Raw genomic sequence first — 18336 nt, forward strand, 5'->3', positions numbered from 1 at the left:
GCCGGTTCAGCACGTTAGCCAGTAGCCGTCGCATTCGCAACAGACCCTAGGGTCAGGACCTGTTGATATGACTGCGATGGTCGGAGCGGATGTGTGCGGATACGAGGAGCAAGCCCGCCGGAAGGCTGGAGCCTTTCAAGGGATTGCGACATGGTATCCCGTGCGGATCCGCCCGATCCGAAGGACGCTCGGGCTGACGTCGACCTGCGGCGTCAAAGCCCTCGACCGGGGGAACGGTCCCGCTCTTCGGGCTTTTCCTTGCATCTCTCGTCATCTCGAACGCCATTTCAGTCATAGCAACAGGCACTGACCCTAGGCCGGTGCGAGCATCCTATCCTTGACCGGGATCAATTGATGGCGATTTGCGAATGCGGTTCCAACGGCTTTATTGGCAGTGCGCAGGCCCGCGACTACGCGAATTTCAGGATTGTGGATCAAGTGTAAATAGAGTGTCATTTTGTACGAATTATGAAAATCCATAAATTGAATGGAACGTAAAATGTATTGATGGCGGCTTAAAAACGTAAGTCGCCGAACTTCGAAAGTCATAACGGAGTCAAGAATGCGTAAAATAACAATCGGAATCGCGACAGCGGCACTCTTTGCAATTGGCGGCGTGGCAAATGCGGCAAACATCGTCGAAACGGCCAAGAATGCCGGATCGTTCAACACGCTGCTTGCGGCAGCCGAGGCGGCGGGTCTCGTTGAGGCCCTGAGCGCGCCGGGTCCGCTAACCGTCTTCGCGCCGACCGACGAGGCCTTCGCGGCGCTGCCGGACGGCACGGTCGAAAACCTGCTCAAGCCGGAGAACAAGGATCAGCTGGTTGCCATTCTCACCTACCATGTGGTCGGTCAGAAAGTCATGGCGGGCGACATTCCCGATGACACGACGGAAGTCGAGACGCTCAAGGCCGGCGGCGACAACACCATCACCGTGGTGAAGTCCTCCACCGGCGTGACCGTCGATGGCGCCAATGTCGTCAACGCCGACATCGCGGCCGACAACGGCGTGATCCATGTGATCGACAAGGTCATCCTGCCGTCCGATTGAGCGCGAACCGCATCGCCGCGCACCATCTGACGCGCGTCGAAAAGAGGGGTCGGGCCGTCCCGGCCCCTTTTTCCGTTCGACGGGCGCGCCGCGCCCGGATCAGACCGCCTTCATCGCCTCACGCGCGATGATCAGCCGCTGGATCTCCGAGGTGCCCTCGTAGATCGTGGTGATCCGGGCGTCGCGGGCGAAGCGCTCCAGCGGATAGTCCTGTATGTAGCCGGCCCCGCCGTGAAGCTGGAGCGCGCTGTAGGTGGCGCGCTGGGCGGCCTCGGAGGAGAAGAGCTTCGCCATCGAGGCTTCGCGGGCAAACGGCTTGCCGGCATCTTTCAGCGCCGCTGCCTGCAGGATCAGCAGCCGTGCCGCTTCCAGCTCGGTCTCGCGATCCGCGATCATCCATTGCACGCCCTGCATGTCGGCGATGGCGTGGCCGAACTGGCGGCGCTCCGCGACATAGGCCTTTGCGCGCTCCATTGCCGCGCGGGCGATGCCAAGCGCTAGGGCGGCGATGCCGATACGCCCGCCGGCCAACTCTCCGACGGCGATGCGAAAGCCCTCGTTTTCCTTGCCCATCACAGCACTTGTCGGAACCCGGCAATCCTGCAACACGACCTCATTGGTGGCCGAGCCGGTCTGCCCCATCTTCTTTTCCTCCTTGCCGATGACGAGCCCTGGCGTGCCGGCCTCCACCAGAAAACAGGTGATGCCCTTGCCCCTGGGAGCGTCCGGGTCGGTGACGGCCCACACAATGAAGACGCCGGCGTATTCGGCCGAGGTGATGTAGAGCTTCGTTCCGTTCAGGACATAGTGATTGCCGTCGAGCACGGCGCGGGTCTTCATCGCCGAGGGATCCGATCCCGCGCCCGCTTCCGTCAGGCAGAAGGCGCCGGCGGAATAGGTGCCGTCCGTCAGCTTCGGCAAATAGGCTTCGCGCTGCTCGTTTGAGCCGACCGCCTGGATCACTTCCGCCACCATGTTGGAGACCGAGACGGTGACGCCGGTCGCCGCACAGGCGCGCCCGATCTCCTCCACCGCCAGCGCGAAGGCCACGGTTCCGGCTTCCGTGCCGCCATGGTCCGCCGATACGTTCAGGCCCATGTAGCCGTTTTCGGCGAGCATCTTCAGATTGGCCAGAAACGCTTCGCGACCCTCGCCCCGGTCGAGCCCTTCGGCCAGCGGTGCGATTTTGTCGTCTGCCAGTTTCCGTGCGGTGTCCTGGATGAGATACTCTTCTTCGCTCAATGAAAACTGCATCGGCGTCCTTTCCGGTCTTCGACGGCCCTGGGGCGCGGTGCCGCTGGAAGCACCATGACGAGAGCAAAGACATATGATCTAGCGCCGCGCAAGTCCACGCCGGACCGCGATGCGCCGCAGGGGTTTCTGCGGTTTGCCCTGTTGATTCTTCCCGTTCTGGGCGTGCTTGCGGCCGCGGTTTTCGCCGCCGACTGGGTCGAGCGCCAGTCCGAGGCCAGCAGCGATGCGCGCGCCCGCGAGCGGCTCACCCTCTATCGCGAGACCCTGCTGCGGGAGCTGGAGAAGTTCCGCTATCTTCCCTATCTCGTTGCGCGCGATCCCCGCGCGACGGCGGTTCTGGAGGACCCGCAGCAGGCGGAGGCGGCCAATCTCTTTCTCAAGGATCTGACGGCGGCGACCGGCGCGGAAGCGCTCTACGTCATGAACGCCGAGGGGCGCACGGTCGCAGCCAGCAATTTCGATACGGCCAGCTCCTTCATGGGGCGCAACTATGCCTTCCGCCCCTACTTCCAGACCGCACGCGATGGCGGCGAGGGGCAATTCTTCGCGGTCGGCGCCACCACCGGAAAGCCCGGGTTCTTCTTTGCCCGCGCCACACCGAAAGACGCGGCCGTGCAAGGCGTTGTCGTCGTCAAGGTCGATATGGACCGGCTGGAGCAGAGTTGGCGCGACGGCGGCGAGACGGTGATCGTCTCCGACGTCCATGGCGTCGTTTTCCTCGGAACGCAGGACGCCTGGCGCTATGCCTCCATCGCCCCGCTGACCGACATGGTGGTGGCCGCGATCCGCGAAAACCGGCAATACGGCGGGGTGCGCCTGTCGAGCCTCCAGGAGGGCGATGCCGACGCGCAGGAAATCGCGATCGCCGGAACGCCCTATCGCCAGGCGCGGCTGAAGGTCGGCCTGTTGGACTGGACCATTCACTATTTCACGCCGCGCGCCGAGATCGAGGCGGTGAGGGGGATCGTCTGGGCCGGCGCGCTGACCCTCATCCTCTTGTATGTCGTCGCAATGCTGGTGGTGCGCGGTCGCCGCCTCGGTCAACTGACCGCCGGCCTGAAGCGCGATGCCGCCGGGCTGCGCGATCTCAACAGCCGTCTGGTTGGGGAGATCGACGAGCGCCGCCGGGTGGAAACGGAACTGCGCGAGGCGCAGGCCGGGCTTGCCCGTGCGAGCCGTCTGGCGGCGGTTGGCGAAATGTCGGCGGCGGTCGCCCATGAACTCAACCAGCCGCTGGCGGCGCTTGGCATGTTCGTCTCCGGCGCAAGGCTCTATCAGGCACGCGGCGAGGCGACAGCGGTTTTGGAAAACCTCGACGAGATCGATGCGCTCAGGCTGAGGATGGCGAGCCTGACGCAGGAATTGAAACGCTTGGCCCGGCCCGGAGAATCGCGCATCGAGACGGTCGACATGCGCGACTGTCTCAAGACCAGCGCCAAGCTGGTCCGCCCGCGCATCGAGGAAACCGGCGTTGCGCTGCATCTCGATCTGACCGGGGCCGCGCTTCCCGCCTCCACCGCGCCGCTGCGCGTCGAGCAGGTTCTGGTCAACCTCCTGCGCAACGCCATTGATGCCTGTCATCTTGCTCCCGCCCCGTGTGTCGAGGCGCGGGCCTGGACGCAAGACGGCCACATCCTGATCGAGATCGCCGACAATGGAGCGGGCATTCCTGAGGACCTGCGTGAGCGGATCTTCGAGCCATTCTTTTCCACCAAGCCGGCGGCCAGCGGGCTCGGGCTCGGGCTTGCGATTTCGGCGCGGATCGTCGATGACCTTGGCGGAACCCTGAAAATTCACGACAGCGTCAGCGGGGGTGCGGCCTTCGTGTTGTCGCTGCCGCAGGCGCGGCAGGCGACGGGGCGGACGGAAGACCGGAATCCCGGCAATGTCGCCCGGCCTGCCGAACGAGAGATCGAGGCAACGTGAGCGACTCTTCAAGAGACCTGGACACCGCTGCGGCAAACGCGCCGGACCGCGAGGCTGCGCGCCCGGCCGACCATCCGTCCGATCGCCCGCCCGTGTTGATCGTCGATGACGATCCGTCGATGCGGGCCGGTCTCAGGCAATGGATGCGGCTTGCCGGTTTCGAACCGGTCGAGGCGGTGGATGCCGAACAGGCGCTGACGCTGCTCACACCTGATTTCGCCGGCTGTCTCGTCACCGATGTGCTGTTGCCGGGCGCCAGCGGCGTCGATCTCCTGCGCAAGGTCAAGGCCATCGATGCGGAATTGCCGGTGGTGCTCCTGACCGGACATGGCGATGTGTCGATGGCGGTCGAGGCAATGCACCACGGCGCCGCCGACTTCATCGAAAAGCCGTTCGATCCGGACGTGGTCGCAGCTGTCGTGCGCAGGTCGGTGGCGCACCGCCACCTCGTTCTGGAGAACCGCGCGCTGACCCGTCGGCTCGACGATCTCCAGGGGCTGGAGGCGCGACTGATCGGCGAATGTGCCGAGATGCGCCGGTTGCGCGAGCAGATCTCGCATTTCGCCCGCACCGATGCCTCTGTGATGATCGTCGGCGAGACCGGGACCGGCAAGGAAGTGGTCGCGCGCGCCTTGTCGGACCTGTCCGTACGCGCAAAGGGACCTTTCGTTGCGGTGAATTGCGCGGCGCTGCCGGAGACGATGGTGGAGGCGGAGCTCTTCGGCCATGAGGCCGGCGCCTTCACCGGGGCCGAGCGACTGCGCGTGGGGCGGATGGAGCAGGCCGACGGTGGCGTGCTCTTTCTCGACGAGATTTCCGCCATGCCCCTGCTGTTGCAGCCGAAACTCCTGCGCGTCCTGCAGGAGCGCGAGGTCGACCGGCTGGGCGGCGCGCGGCCCGTCCCGATCGATGTGCGGGTGCTGAGCGCGGTCAATGTCGATCCCCAGACGAGCGTTGCGGCGGGACGGCTGCGCCAGGATCTGCTTTACCGGCTGAACGCGGTCGAGATCCGCATTCCCCCGCTCCGGGAGCGGGCCGGCGACGCGCGGCTCCTGTTCGACAGTTTCGCCAACCGCTTTGCCGTCGACTATGGCTGCGAGCACCCGCAACTGACCGCCGACGATGCCGCTTTTCTCGCGACCCACGACTGGCCCGGCAACGTCCGCGAATTGCGCAACGCCGCCGAACGCTTCGTGCTCAACGCGGCGATGGGCGCGCGGTCGCTGTGCTCGCTGGTGATCGGCGACGCGGGCGGCGACCCCGCCCCGCGCGGGCGGCTCAAGGATATGATGGAAGCGCATGAGCGCCGGGTGATCGCCGATGCGCTCGCCCGTCACGCGGGCAGCATCGCTCCGGTGCTCGTCGAGCTTGACCTGCCACGCCGCACGCTCAACGAGAAGATGGCGCGTCTTGGCCTGAGCCGGGGCGAGATCGCGGAGGCGGACGCGGAGCGCTCAAAATAAGCAATAATTTGCCGATATTGACTCGGAGTAGGCGAGATATTGCCGAAGTTGATCTGAATTTCACTTGAAAAGAAGGCGGTCGCGCGGCGGGCTTCCCAAGCGGAAACGCGGGGATATCGCTCGGTTGACGTCGTGTTCGTGCGCTCTCTTGCATGAGCGACGAAGATGCTGGCATGGTGCTTGCGTGAACAATATCGGACGCCGGCCTGGGAGGGCCGGTGCATAACCGAACGAAATTCTTGGGAGGACTGATATGACCGCAGGCCGCAAGCTGGCCGTGCTGGGCACGGCTGCCGTTCTTGGCTTCACCTTCGCCAGCGAGACGATCGCGCTTGAGTGGAACGTCTCGCTCTGGGGCAAGCGCCGCGCCTTCACCGAACATGTCGAAAAGCTCGCCGAACTCGTCAGCGAAAAGACCGACGGCGAGTTCACGCTGAACCTTGCCTATGGCGAATCCCTGTCGAAGTCGCGCGAAAACCTCGACGGCATCTCCATCGGCGCCTTCGAGATGGCGCAGTTCTGCGCCTCCTACCATGCCGACAAGAACCCGACGCTGACCGTTCTGGAACTGCCGTTCCTGGGCGTGCCGGACCTTGAGACGCAGGTCGAACTCGACCGCGCGCTTTATGCCCATCCGGCGGTCGAGAAGGATCTGGCGCGCTGGAACGCGAAGCTGATCATGTCTTCGCCGATGCCGCAGTACAATTTCGTCGGCAAGGGCGAGGCTCCGACCAAGGTGTCTGACTTCGAGGGCATGCGCGTGCGCGCGCTCGGCGGCATCGGCAGCGCGATGGAGACCATCGGCGCCGTACCCACCACCGTGACCGCATCGGAAACCTTCCAGGCGATCGATTCCGGCACGGTGCGCGCCGCCTCCTTCGCGCCGCATGCCCATCTGGCGTTCAAGACGGTCGAAGCCGGCAGCTGGTGGACCACAAACCTGAACCCCGGCACGGTGAACTGCCCGATCGTGGTCAACGCGGACGCCTATGCCGCGCTTCCCGACAACTACCGCGAGGCGTTCGATTCCTCTATCGAAGGGGCAATCGACCACTATCTGGCGACCTACGCCAAGGTCTACGACAAGTGGTACCCGACGCTTGAGGAAATGAACATCGAGCAGATCACCTTCCCCAAGGACCAGCTTGACGCCTTCAAGGCGAAGGCCGGTCAGCCGCTTTGGGATGCCTGGGTCGCCGAAATGGAAGCCAAGGGCATTCCCGGACAGGAACTCCTAGATATGGTTCAGTCCAAGCTGAACTGATCCAACGCGCTGATATCCAGCGCAAAAGACCGGCGCAGCAGCCTGCGCCGGTTCCTTTTCGGTTCCGGCCTTTTGCAGCTTCCGCGCGTTGTGGTCTTGTTCTGCGTTGTCGCGCCGTGAGGCGGTGCCCGGCCCCACCGAAACCCTGTGTCCTTGCGTCTGGATCCCTGTAGTCCCGACCCGGCTCGGCATCGAGCGGGCTGGCTGGAGTTCTTCATGACATCCTCCTCCGCCACGCGTGGACGGCCCGAGACCTACATCCGTTTCGACGGATGGCTGGCCACGGTCGAGAACGCGTTCAACATGGTCGCCGCCGCCAGCATTCTCGCGCTGATGCTGCTCGCCGTCATGCAGATCGTCGGCCGCAACGCCTTCAACCTGCCGGTCCCCGGCTTCATCGACATCACGGAACAGGCGATGGCCGTCTTTGCCTTCATGGGCGTTGCCTATTGCCAGCGTCTGGGCGGACACATCCGCATGGAGCTCTTCCTCGGCAAACTCTCCGGTCGCCCCCTGTGGATCGCGGAATGCGTCGGCGTCTTGCTGATCTGGCTGGTCGTCGCTGCCCTGGTCTACGGGTCATGGTTCCATTTCAAGCGCTCCTGGAGCATTGGCGACAGCACCATCGACATCGGCCTGCCGACCTGGCCATCGAAGCTGGTGATCCCGGTCGCGCTGTCCGTGCTGCTGCTCCGCCTGACCTTGCAGATCTACGGCTACTTGCGGCTGGTGCGCGATCCGCAAGCGGAACCGATCGCGGTTCCGGTGCTTGCCGATATCGAGACCCAGGCACGCCACGAGATCGAGGAAACCTTCGACGGAGCCGCTGACGGCTCAAGTGATGCGAACACTGACGGCCCTGATGCCGGCTCCGGGAAAGGACCGCGCCGATGACCCCCTTCGATATCGGCCTGATCATGACCGGCGTGCTGCTGGTGCTGGTCATCTTCGGCATGCGCGTCGCCTTTGCCGCCGCCCTTGTCGGCGTCGTCGGCCTGATCGCGATCTTCACCCAGAAGCTTGGCTTTGAGCGCGGCTTCATCGTGGCGTTGAAGATGGCGGGCACGATCCCGCATTCCAAATCCGTCACCTATTCCTTGTCGGTGCTGCCGACGTTCATCCTGATCGGCTTTCTGGCCTTCTACGCAGGCTTCACCCGCCAGCTCTTCGAGGCGGCCAAGCGCTGGCTCGGCTGGCTTCCGGGCGGCATGGCGGTGGGGACGGTCTTCGCCACGGCCGGCTTTGCCGCGGTGTCGGGCGCCTCGGTGGCAACAGCCGCCGTCTTTGCCCGGGTTGCCATTCCCGAAATGCTCGCGGTCGGCTATTCCAAGCGCCTGTCCTCGGCGGTGGTTGCGGCCGGCGGGACGCTCGCCTCGCTCATTCCGCCATCTGCGATCCTCGTCATCTACGCCATCCTGGTGGAGCAGTCGGTTGCCAAGCTTTTGATCGCCGGCTTTTTGCCCGGCATGTTCTCGGCGATTGTCTATGTCGCGATCATCGTCGGCATGGCGATCTGGAAAGGCGACGCTCCGCCGGTGCGCGGTTTCACCTGGAGCCAGCGGTTCGCCTCCGTGCCCGGCACGCTGCCGATCATCGCGGTGGTGGTGATCATCTTCGGCTCGCTCTACTTCGGCTATGCGACCCCGACGGAGGCCGGTGCGCTCGGTGCCTTCGTCGTGCTCATCTCCGCCTTCGTCAACGGCATGCGCGGCAAGCAGCTGTGGCAGGCCCTGCATGAGACGGCGAAGCTGACGGTGATGATCTTCACGCTGATCTGGGGCGTGCTGGTCTATGTCCGCTTCCTCGGCTTCGCGCAATTGCCCGAGGCGTTCCGCGATTTCATCGTCTCGCTGGAGTTCTCGCCCTGGCTGGTGCTGGTGCTGATCCTGTGCGCCTATGCGGTGCTCGGCATGTTCATGGATGCCATCGGCATGCTGATCCTCACCCTGCCGGTGGTCTATCCGGCGGTGATGGCGCTCAATGGCGGCGATACGGTCTCGGCCGCCGACAGCACCTTCGGCATGTCGGGAGAGCTGTGCGCGATCTGGTTCGGAATTCTGGTGGTCAAGATGGCGGAGCTCTGTCTGATCACGCCACCCATCGGGCTGAACTGCTTCGTGGTGGCCGGCGTGCGCGACGACATCCCCGTACAGGAAGTGTTTCGCGGCTGCACGCCGTTCTTCATCGCCGACATTCTCACCATCGGCGGACTGGTCGCCTTCCCCTCGATCGTCACCTTTCTGCCGTCGATCATGTGAGGGGCTGGGGCCGGCGCGTTCCGTGCCTGCCTTTCCAAGACACGAAACGGGCGCCTTTTTTATCTTGGCATTTCGTGGGTAGGGCATGGGAATGAGATGAGTGCGCGACGGCGGGATGAGGCGAGGTGCCCCATTGATCTTTACATGGTAATGCAATTGCATTACCTTAACCTGCGTTTTATGCCGTACTTTCAGGGAAACGGAAATGACTGTGCTCGCACCCGAGATCTCCAAGCTTACCGGTCGTTATCAGACGACGGTGCCAAGTGGCGTGCGAAACCAGTTGAAGCTCGGCAAGGGTGATCGCATTCGCTACTGCACCGAGGCGAACGGTCGCGTTTATATCGAAGCGGTTCGAGAGCCCGAACCTGATCCTGCACTTGGCGCGTTCCTCGATTTCCTTGAAAAAGACATCGCAGCGCATCCTGAGCGTCTGCGGGCGGTCGACGAAAACACGGTCCGGCACGCCGTCGACCTGGTTGAGGGTGTCGATGTCGACTTGGACGCGCCGCTGTCGCCCGACGACGAATGACAGCGGCGTCAGGCGGCAATTCGCCCTTGATTGTCAACGGCTGGTTTCTCTATGGGCACCCCGTTTTTCTCGATCAGCTCAAGAGTCTGATCGAAGAAGTGGAGCGCCGCAGGGCGCTCGATCCCGACGGCTACAAGAAGAAGAACTGCACGAAACGGCTTGCCGCGATTGTGAAACTCGCGACTGAAGTGATTCCTTCCAATCCTGCTGACGCCAAATTCCGGCAAGGCGATACGCTCGGTGTCGACCGAAAGCACTGGTTCCGGGCGAAGTTCTTTCAGCAGTACCGACTGTTTTTTCGCTTCGACAGCAAGTCCAGGATTATCGTTCTTGCCTGGGTAAATGACCAGAACACCTTGCGGGCCTATGGCAGCAAGAAGGATGCATATCTGATTTTCAAGGGCATGTTGGATGACGGCAATCCACCGGACGATTTTGACGCGCTTGTTCGGGAATCGAAAGGGGGCTCCGAGCGATTGGCAGCTGTCATAAATATTGGTTCGGACGAGTGAACTTCTGACCGGGAATGTCCTGGCCCGGACCATGAGTGCCACGCGTCCAATGGTTCATTTCCGCAAGATCCGTCTCCAGGATCCTCCGGCGGCCCCAAGCTGACTTTAGCTATCCCACCCCCTCAAAACAGCGAGCCCTGATCCTTCGGCGTGGCGGGGGCCTTCGGCTTCGTCTTGCGCGTTTTTTTGACGGCGGGAGCGGCAGCGTCCTCGGACACAGCCATGGCGTCCAGCCGGCTTTCATCGCCGAATTCGATGGACAGCCGCCAGCCGGGCTGGATCTGACCGGCGGAGCGTACCGGCGTGCCCGTCTCGTCGCGCACCAGCGCATAGCCGCGCGCCAGCACGTTGCGGTAGGACAGGCTGTCCAGGAGCTTTGCGGAGGCGGTGAGCCGGGCCCGCTCGGTTGAAAGACGTTGCCGGTGCGCACGCGCCATGCGGCCCTCAAGCCCGGCAAGCCGCTCGCGCGCCAGCGACACCGCCCGCGACAACGTGTGCGGCGACAGCCGCGCGGTGGCCGTCGTGAGCCGGGAACGCCGGTCGCGCAAGGAGGTCTTGAGCGCCGGCGCAAGGCGTTCGCTGTAAGTGTCGAGTCTTTGGCGCGGCAGCGCCAGCAGATCGCGCGGTGAGGGCAGGGCGGCAGCGGCGGCGCGCAGCTCCGTGCGCCTGGCCGAGACCAGTCGCAACAGGCCGGAAATCTGCCGCCGCGCGAGATCGTCGAGCGTGGCGATCAGTTCGCCGCGCACCGGCACGGCGAATTCGGCCGCCCCCGTCGGCGTCGGCGCGCGCAGGTCCGCGGTGTGGTCGATCAGCGTCCAGTCGGTCTCGTGGCCGACCGCCGAAATCAGCGGAATGTCGGAGGCGGCGGCCGCGCGCACCACGATCTCGTCGTTGAAGCCCCAAAGATCCTCCAGCGACCCGCCGCCGCGCGCCACGATGATGAGGTCCGGGCGTGGGATCGGGCCGCCCTTTTCAAGCTTGTTGAAGCCGGCGATGCCGTTTGCGACCTCGCGCGCGCTGGTCTCGCCCTGAACCCGCACCGGCCAGACGATGACAGTGAGCGGAAACCGGTCGGAGATGCGGTGCAGGATGTCGCGGATCACCGCGCCGCTCGGCGAGGTGACGACGCCGATCACCCGCGGCAGATAGGGCAGCGCGCGTTTGCGCTCCGTCGCGAAAAGCCCTTCGGCGGCGAGCTTCTTGCGCCGCTCCTCCAGAAGCGCCATCAGCGCGCCGACGCCGGCAGGCTCCAGCGTGTCGATCACCATCTGGTATTTCGACTGGCCCGGAAAGGTGGTGAGCTTGCCGGTGGCGATAACCTCCAGCCCCTGCTCGGGCTGGATCTTCAGCCGTCCCGCCTGACCGCGCCAGATCACGCCCGACAGCACCGCGCGCTCGTCCTTGAGGTCGAGATAGAGATGGCCCGACGCCGGGCGCGAGACCCGCCCCAACTCGCCGCGCACGCGCACATGGCCGAAGGTGTCTTCCATCGTGCGCTTGATCACGCCGGAAATCTCTGACACCGAGTATTCGGCGATGTTGCTGCTGTCGGCCAAGGCGTGTCCTGCGCGCGGTTGGGAGACCGCGAGGGGAGCGCACCCGCCGCCCGCCGTCAAGGGGCGTGTCCGGGCTTTCGACAGCCAAGTGGTGAGGGCGGGATCAAAGCCGCCATCAATGGGGATTTTCGATGCCGCGTTACGAGTTTCGCATGCAACGCCTGTTCGTGAGCGGGGACCTGGGTGAGGGGCGTATGCTCGAGGCCGACCGTGCGCAGGCCAATTACCTTGTCAATGTGCTGCGCCTGAAGAACGGCGCCGAGGTGCTGTTGTTCAACGGGCGCGACGGCGAATGGCGGGCGGAATTGACCGTGACCGGGCGCAAGCAGGCGTCCCTGCAGTGCACGGCGCGGACGCGGCCGCAGGCGCCGGCGCCCGATCTCCACTACCTGTTTGCGCCGCTGAAACACGCGCGGCTCGACTACATGGTGCAAAAGGCGGTGGAAATGGGCGCCGGCGCGCTGCGCCCGGTGCTGACGCAGCACACCCAGGCAAACCGCGTCAATCTGGAGCGCATGCAGGCCAACGCCATCGAGGCCTGCGAGCAATGCGGCGTGCTCAGCGCGCCGGAGATTTCCGAGCCGGTCGGACTCGAGGCGCTTGTGCGCGGCTTCGCTGAAAGCGATCCGGGACGGCGGATGATCTTTTGCGACGAGGGCGAGGCGACGCAGAACCCGCTTCGCGCGCTTGAGCGGCTGGAGCGCGGGCCGCTCGCGGTGCTGATTGGCCCGGAAGGCGGCTTTTCCGAAGACGAGCGCGCTCTGTTGCGGGCGCACGACTTTGTGACCGCGATCCCGCTCGGGCCGCGCGTGCTGCGCGCCGATACGGCGGCCGTCGCTGCGATAGCGGTTGTGCAGGCGGTTTGCGGCGACTGGGAATAGAAGGCGCAACGTGCCTGACGGGTGCTTTTGAAAAAACCCATTTGTCTTGACAGGGGCGGCTGAGTATGGTGCCCGCCGACCATTCGAAGGATTACCGTGCATGGCCCGCGACACCATCGATTCCACTCCGATCACGGGGGTGGCGGAACTTGCCGCGACCCTTCAGGCAGGATGCAAGCCGGCGGACGCGTTCCGAATCGGCACCGAACACGAGAAATTCGGGTTCAATCTCGCCGATTTGTCGCCGATTCCCTATGAGGGGCCGCGCGGCATCGAGGCCGTTCTCACCGGCATGGAAAAATTGCTCGGCTGGGAGCGGATCGAGGACAACGGCCTGATCATCGGCCTGGCCGATCCCGTTGGCGGCGGCGCGATATCGATCGAGCCGGGCGGTCAGTTCGAATTGTCGGGCGCGCCGCTGGAAAATCTGCATCAGACCTGCCGCGAAACCAATTGCCATCTGGCGCAGGTGCGTGAAGTGGCCGAGCCGCTGGGCATCGGCTTTCTGGGCCTCGGCATGACGCCGACCTGGCGGCGCGATGAAATCCCCGCGATGCCCAAGTCGCGCTACCAGATCATGACGCGTTACATGCCGAAGGTCGGCACGCTCGGCCTCGACATGATGTACCGGACCTCGACGATCCAGGTGAACCTGGATTTTTCCAGCGAAGCCGACATGCGCAAGAAGATGCAGGTCGGTCTGGCCTTGCAGCCGGTCGCGACCGCGATCTTCGCGAATTCGCCGTTCACCGAGGGCAAGCCCAACGGATTCCGCTCCTTCCGCGCGGAAATCTGGAAGGACACGGACAACAACCGCTCCGGCGGCCTTCCGATCGCATTCGACGACGGCTTCGGCTTCGAGACCTATGTCGAGTGGGCAATCGACGTGCCGATGTATTTCGTCAAGCGCGGGTCGACCTATCACGATGTCACGGGCACCACCTTTCGCGACTTCATGAACGGGGCGCTCAACGGTGTCATCCCCGATCCGACCCCATCCATCGGGGACTGGAACAATCACCTCTCGACCCTGTTTCCCGACGTGCGGTTGAAGAAGTATCTTGAAATGCGCGGCGCCGACGGCGGTCCGTGGCGGCGGATCTGCGCGCTGCCCGCGCTCTGGGTCGGGCTGCTTTACGATGACGGCGTGCTCGATCAGGCTCACGAGATGATCCGGGACTGGAGCGCGGAGGAGCGGCTGGCGCTTCGCAACGATGTGCCCGCGGGCGGGCTGGAAACGCCGTTCCGCAACAGGCGGGTGCTCGACCTCGCCAAGGAAATGCTGGCGTTGTCGCGCGAGGGACTGAAGCGCCGCGCCAATGTGAACGACGGCGGCCAGGACGAGCGCGTGCATCTGGCCGCGGTCGAGGAAACGCTGGCAAGCGGCCTGTCGCCTGCCGACGTCATGCTGCGCCGCTATGAAGGCGAATGGGGCGGCGATCTCTCCAGGGCCTACAAGGACTATGCCTACTGACATGCAAGGCCCTGCCGGGTGATCCGGGCCGGAGACAACCGGCGATTTGACCGTCGGCCACGGACGCCCGATGATGGCGGCCCCCGAACAGGAAGGCCGCGCAAATGTCAGATTCGTTCAATCCCTTCGCCGCCTTCGATCCCGCCTCCCTGTCCCGGGACATGCAAAGCCGCTTCGGCTGGGGCGATGCCGATACCCTGCGCGCCGCCGAGGCGCTGATGCCGGCAGCCCTTGCCGGCATGCGCCATTTCGGCTCCTCGCCCTCCGGTTTCGAGGCGCTGATGGCGCTTCTTCCCGGACCGGGGCGCGCGTCGGGCCTGCCGAGGCCCGAAAGTCTCGTCGGCGAACCGCTGGCGCTCTTTTTCGGTCCTGCCGAGACACAGGCGGCCCTTGCCGATTTCATCGCCGAGCAGACCGGCCTCGACCGGCCGGGCGTGGAAACCCTGATGCCGGTGGTGGCGACGCTGGCGCTCGGCCAGGTCGCCCGCCGCTTTACCGCGGGGCCCGCCCGCGATCTGCTCGACGCTTTCCTATCCGGCTACGCGAGGGGCCGGCCCAAGCCCATTCCCAATCCGATGCGCATGATGGAACCCTATACCGAGGCCATGCGCTCGTTCTGGGACGGCTACATGGGGCTCTTCGACCGTGCGACGCAGGCGCATGAGACGCCCGCTGACAGCGCGGACTCCGGCGCTGTCCCGGAGGTGCCCCCGGAAACCGTGCCGGACACGGAGCCGGAGGCGGAGGATACGCCGGGCGAGACGTTCGCTCTGGTCGACAACTGGATGGCGCTCGGCCGCGATCTTCAAGACAGCCAGATCCGCGGGTTCGAACGGTTCTTTGAGCGCGGGCCGCGCGGTGGATCCGACACCTGAGGCAGGCCGCTTCCCAAAAAAAAGCCCGCCTCGGATGAGGCGGGCAGGTGTGTCGGCGAGGGGCCGACAGGGCCTCGGCACACGGTGACGGGAAGGTTCGGGCCGTCATCGTGCGGTGAGGGGAAGGGTCCCGAACGGGTCGGGAAACCGGTCAGCGGCGACGAACGGGCCGGCCGACCGGGCGGCTGTTGTTGCGCATGAGTGCGAGCTGAACGCTCGGATCGCGGATGTCGCCGCCCGACAGGGCAATCGCGACATCGCCGCGCGTGACACCGATGTCGGCGAGGATGTGATCGTCCATCTCCAGAAGACCGACAACGATCCGACGATTGCGCCGCCGTCGCCAGACGGTCTGGACCAGTGCGCCGAAGCCAAAGGAGAGGGCCGCCAGAAACGGGCGCGCGGCGGTTGCGGGAGACCGGGTGGCGGGTGAACTACAGGGGTCCATGGCATGTGACATGACGTCTCTCCTTTCCGGCAACCGGGTTTGGATGCCTGGGGTCTGGATGCGGCGGTGGGGGAGGAGAAGTGAGGGGCCGCGTTCCCTTTGGTATGACAAAACCTATGCGTGCCTGATGTATTTCTCAAACGAATGTTTTGAATGGATACCGATCTCGATTTGTGATGTATTCGACAAGTGCACTATCTGACGCAATGGAAACAGTGATGCCCCAGGCCCTCGATATCGACCAGCTGCGCACCTTTCTCGCCATTGCCGAACTCGGCAGTTTCACAAAGGCGGCGGAGGCCGTGAACAAGACGCAGTCCGCCGTCTCGATGCAGATGAAGCGGCTGGAGGACCGGGTTGAGCGGACGATCTTCGTCAAGGACGGGCGCCAGTCGCGCTTGAGCGAGGACGGACATCGCCTGATCGAATATGCGCAACGCATGATCCGCCTCAACGACGAGACGATGGCTTCCTTTGCAGCTTCGACGACCGTCGGCCGGGTCCGTCTCGGGCTGCCGGACGACTATGCCGACCGGCTGCTGCCGCAGGTGCTTGCGGCTTTCGCGCGGCTCAATCCGGCGATCGAGATTGCGGTGCAATGCCAGGCCTCGTCGAGCACCGGCGAGATGATCGAGCGCGGCGACCTCGACATCGCCATCGTCACCTCGGGCGACTGTGCGCGCATGCCCGGCGAGGTCATTCGTCGCGAACCGCTGCATTGGGTCGCGCCGGCGCATCATTGCCTGCATTGCGAGGAGATCGTGCGCCTTGCACTCGGCCCGACCTCCTGCTCCTGGCGAACGCAGGCGATCTCGCTGCTCGACCGCATCAACCGGCGCTACTGCATCGCCTACAGCTCCTCGAGCGCGGCCGCTCTCATCGGTGCGGTTCAGGCCGGTCTGGCAATTGCCGTGCTGCCGGAAAGTGCCGTGCGCTCCGGCATGCGGATCCTTGGCGAGAGCGATGGCTTCCCGACCTTGCCGCCCTGCGACATCACGTTGATCCGTGCCGCCGCCGCGGTCGATCCGGTGCACGATGCGCTTTGCGCGCATATCCAGGCGGCGATCGGCAATGTGTCGATGCAGATGTCGGCCGCCGCGGAATAGGCCGCCCACGCCTCAGACGCGGGCGCGCCCGCTGCGCAATACCAAAATGTTGCCGGCCAGAACGAAACACAGCCCCAGCAGCGCGGCCGTGCCCCAGACGAAGCCTTCAAGCGCCGTGGAGACCATCAGCGCGACGACGGGAAACAGCACGGTGGCATAGCCGGCCCGCGCCGATCCGATCCGCCCGATCAGCGTGAGATAGCAGGCAAAGGCAATCACCGAGGCGAAGATCGCCAGATAGACCAGGCTGCCGAGATAGGCGACGGTCATCGGCACCGCGAAGGACACGCCGCGAACAGCCGCGAACAGCCCGAGGAACAGCGCCCCGTAGGCCATCCCCCAGGCGCTCGCCGAAACGACGGAAATGCCGGCCCTCTGGTTCGACGCCGACACCATGCTGCCGAGGGAAAAAGACAGCGTCCCGGCCAGGCAAAGGCCGAGGCCTGCGAGCGCGCCCGCGTCGATGCCGCCGACGTCCGAGATCTGGGGCCAGAACAACAGCGCCACGCCGGCCACGCCGAGACACCCGCCGACAAGGACGCGGCGGCTGATCGTCTGCCGGAAGAACAGGTATCCAAGCATTAGGTTGACCACGGAGGTCAGCGAAAAGACGACCGCCAGAAGGCCCGACGGCACGTGCTGTCCGCCGTAGTAGAACAGCGTGAAATTGGTCGAGAAGATGAAGAGGCCAAGCCCGGCGAAACGCGGGTGCTGGCGCCAGGAAAACCGCAGCGGCGCGCGGCGCGCCATTGCCCAGCCCATCATGATCGCGGCTGCCAGCACGAAACGCCAGAACACCGAGACTTCCGGCGCGACACTGCCGAGCTGGAGCTTCAGCGCATACCACGACACGCCCCAGACGAGGACGGTCATGGCGTAGAGGGCTGCATCGGCGGGCGACAGCGATGGATCGCCGCCAAGCGGGGCGGCGGGAGCGAGCGTGGTCATGAGGGAGCCTGTCGAAGGAGCGGCGGGAGAAAAGAGTTGAGCGTTTCATGATGCCCGATCCGCACCTTTTCGACCAATCAGGATATGTGGCCGGATCGATGAGCGCTGTTGATATCCGCAACGCGCAATCGACGCGCGCCTCACCCCGCGCTTGCGTGCCAGCCGAGCGGATATCCGGTTGCGAGAGCCTTGATCACGACAGCCGGCGTCAGCACGTTGACCGGCGTCGCGGGGTCAAGGGGCGGAGCTCGGCGGTAACCGTCGAACTGCCAGGAAAGCAGCCCGCCGTCCCGCTTGGCGAAAAAGCCGCTTTTCGCCCGCACCATCGTGCCGTCGGGACAGGTTCGCAGGATGTCGTCGAGTGCGGTGACGGGCAGGGAGGCGCGCGCGGAGACCGCGCGCTCGGCATGTAGCTCGCGGTCCATCGCGTCGGCGCCCGGTCGAGCGTCGAGATCCTCCGCCCGCTGCCAGGCCGCCTGAAACGCCAGCGCGTCGGCATGCCGGCATTCGAAGCACGGCCGGTGGCCCGCCGCGAGCGCGGTTGTTTCGTCGAGAAAGAACAGCTCCGTGTATCCGGCCGCCATCACCGCGCGCTTGCGCTGCTTGAAGCACAGCAAGCAGGCGATCCAGCGTCTGGATGTCCAGCGGGCGCGGCTAAGGCGACCGCTCGCGCGATCGTGCAGCCGCCCGCCGCGATTGCCCATCAGTGTGCCACGCGCGGTGACGGCGTGGAGCGTTCCGTCCGGCGCCACGCGGTTTTGCAAAGGGGAAGGCCGGTCGGACATGGC

At 64.9% G+C, this 18336-nt stretch carries 17 protein-coding genes; 12 read left to right on the top strand and 5 right to left on the bottom strand.

Annotated elements, in window-relative coordinates; translation table 11 throughout:
* The first annotated feature begins 562 nt into the window (after positions 1–562).
* On the top strand, positions 563–1051 hold the full coding sequence (locus BLU32_RS01195; RefSeq protein ID WP_093804620.1) for a fasciclin domain-containing protein: 489 nt from the start codon (positions 563–565) through the stop codon (positions 1049–1051).
* 99 nt (positions 1052–1150) lie between these two features.
* Here the strand turns inward: BLU32_RS01195 and BLU32_RS01200 are convergent, their stop codons facing one another.
* Positions 1151–2305, bottom strand: a complete 1155-nt coding sequence (locus BLU32_RS01200) for an acyl-CoA dehydrogenase family protein (protein ID WP_093804621.1) — start codon at positions 2303–2305, stop codon at positions 1151–1153.
* A 54-nt stretch (positions 2306–2359) separates the two neighbouring features.
* On the opposite strand from BLU32_RS01200, the gene BLU32_RS01205 reads away from it, so the two are divergent.
* From BLU32_RS01205 to BLU32_RS01235, 7 genes are all read left to right on the top strand, one after another.
* Positions 2360–4231 (top strand): ATP-binding protein, encoded by a 1872-nt coding sequence (locus BLU32_RS01205; RefSeq protein WP_093804622.1) that lies wholly within the window; start codon positions 2360–2362, stop codon positions 4229–4231.
* Positions 4228–5694, top strand: coding sequence for a sigma-54 dependent transcriptional regulator (locus tag BLU32_RS01210; RefSeq protein ID WP_244501773.1), 1467 nt, complete (start codon positions 4228–4230; stop codon positions 5692–5694). Before BLU32_RS01205 ends, BLU32_RS01210 begins: the two co-directional genes overlap by 4 nt.
* Positions 5695–5947: 253 nt before the next feature.
* The gene (locus BLU32_RS01215) at positions 5948–6958 is read left to right on the top strand and encodes a C4-dicarboxylate TRAP transporter substrate-binding protein (protein ID WP_093804623.1); all 1011 of its coding nucleotides are present in this window, start codon (positions 5948–5950) and stop codon (positions 6956–6958) included.
* Between the two features lie 216 nt (positions 6959–7174).
* Positions 7175–7852, top strand: coding sequence for a TRAP transporter small permease subunit (locus BLU32_RS01220; RefSeq protein ID WP_093804624.1), 678 nt, complete (start codon positions 7175–7177; stop codon positions 7850–7852).
* Complete coding sequence (locus BLU32_RS01225; RefSeq protein WP_093804625.1) at positions 7849–9216, top strand: TRAP transporter large permease; 1368 nt, start codon at positions 7849–7851, stop codon at positions 9214–9216. Before BLU32_RS01220 ends, BLU32_RS01225 begins: the two co-directional genes overlap by 4 nt.
* A 205-nt stretch (positions 9217–9421) precedes the next feature.
* Entirely contained in the window at positions 9422–9748 is a 327-nt protein-coding gene (locus BLU32_RS01230) for a type II toxin-antitoxin system PrlF family antitoxin (RefSeq protein WP_093804626.1), read from the top strand.
* The gene (locus tag BLU32_RS01235; RefSeq protein WP_093804627.1) at positions 9745–10260 is read left to right on the top strand and encodes a type II toxin-antitoxin system YhaV family toxin; all 516 of its coding nucleotides are present in this window, start codon (positions 9745–9747) and stop codon (positions 10258–10260) included. The genes BLU32_RS01230 and BLU32_RS01235 overlap by 4 nt, the downstream gene beginning before the upstream one ends.
* A gap of 122 nt (positions 10261–10382) precedes the next feature.
* Here the strand turns inward: BLU32_RS01235 and xseA are convergent, their stop codons facing one another.
* Entirely contained in the window at positions 10383–11816 is a 1434-nt protein-coding gene (gene xseA / locus BLU32_RS01240) for an exodeoxyribonuclease VII large subunit (protein WP_093804628.1), read from the bottom strand.
* 131 nt (positions 11817–11947) lie between these two features.
* Between xseA and BLU32_RS01245 the strand changes: the two genes are divergently transcribed.
* From BLU32_RS01245 to BLU32_RS01255, 3 genes are all read left to right on the top strand, one after another.
* The gene (locus tag BLU32_RS01245) at positions 11948–12697 is read left to right on the top strand and encodes a 16S rRNA (uracil(1498)-N(3))-methyltransferase (RefSeq protein ID WP_093804629.1); all 750 of its coding nucleotides are present in this window, start codon (positions 11948–11950) and stop codon (positions 12695–12697) included.
* Between the two features lie 100 nt (positions 12698–12797).
* Complete coding sequence (locus BLU32_RS01250) at positions 12798–14171, top strand: glutamate--cysteine ligase (RefSeq protein WP_093804630.1); 1374 nt, start codon at positions 12798–12800, stop codon at positions 14169–14171.
* A 104-nt stretch (positions 14172–14275) separates the two neighbouring features.
* Entirely contained in the window at positions 14276–15046 is a 771-nt protein-coding gene (locus tag BLU32_RS01255; RefSeq protein ID WP_093804631.1) for a DUF937 domain-containing protein, read from the top strand.
* A gap of 151 nt (positions 15047–15197) precedes the next feature.
* Here the strand turns inward: BLU32_RS01255 and BLU32_RS01260 are convergent, their stop codons facing one another.
* The gene (locus BLU32_RS01260; RefSeq protein ID WP_093804632.1) at positions 15198–15506 is read right to left on the bottom strand and encodes a DUF1127 domain-containing protein; all 309 of its coding nucleotides are present in this window, start codon (positions 15504–15506) and stop codon (positions 15198–15200) included.
* 206 nt (positions 15507–15712) lie between these two features.
* Here BLU32_RS01260 and BLU32_RS01265 point away from each other — a divergent pair, with 206 nt between their 5' ends.
* On the top strand, positions 15713–16600 hold the full coding sequence (locus BLU32_RS01265) for a LysR substrate-binding domain-containing protein (protein ID WP_093804633.1): 888 nt from the start codon (positions 15713–15715) through the stop codon (positions 16598–16600).
* A 12-nt stretch (positions 16601–16612) separates the two neighbouring features.
* Here the strand turns inward: BLU32_RS01265 and BLU32_RS01270 are convergent, their stop codons facing one another.
* The gene (locus BLU32_RS01270; protein ID WP_093804634.1) at positions 16613–17548 is read right to left on the bottom strand and encodes a DMT family transporter; all 936 of its coding nucleotides are present in this window, start codon (positions 17546–17548) and stop codon (positions 16613–16615) included.
* A gap of 140 nt (positions 17549–17688) precedes the next feature.
* Entirely contained in the window at positions 17689–18333 is a 645-nt protein-coding gene (locus BLU32_RS01275; RefSeq protein ID WP_093804635.1) for a hypothetical protein, read from the bottom strand.
* Positions 18334–18336: the final 3 nt, after the last annotated feature.

The organism is Stappia sp. ES.058, assembly GCF_900105595.1.
Taxonomy (GTDB): Bacteria; Pseudomonadota; Alphaproteobacteria; order Rhizobiales; family Stappiaceae; genus Stappia.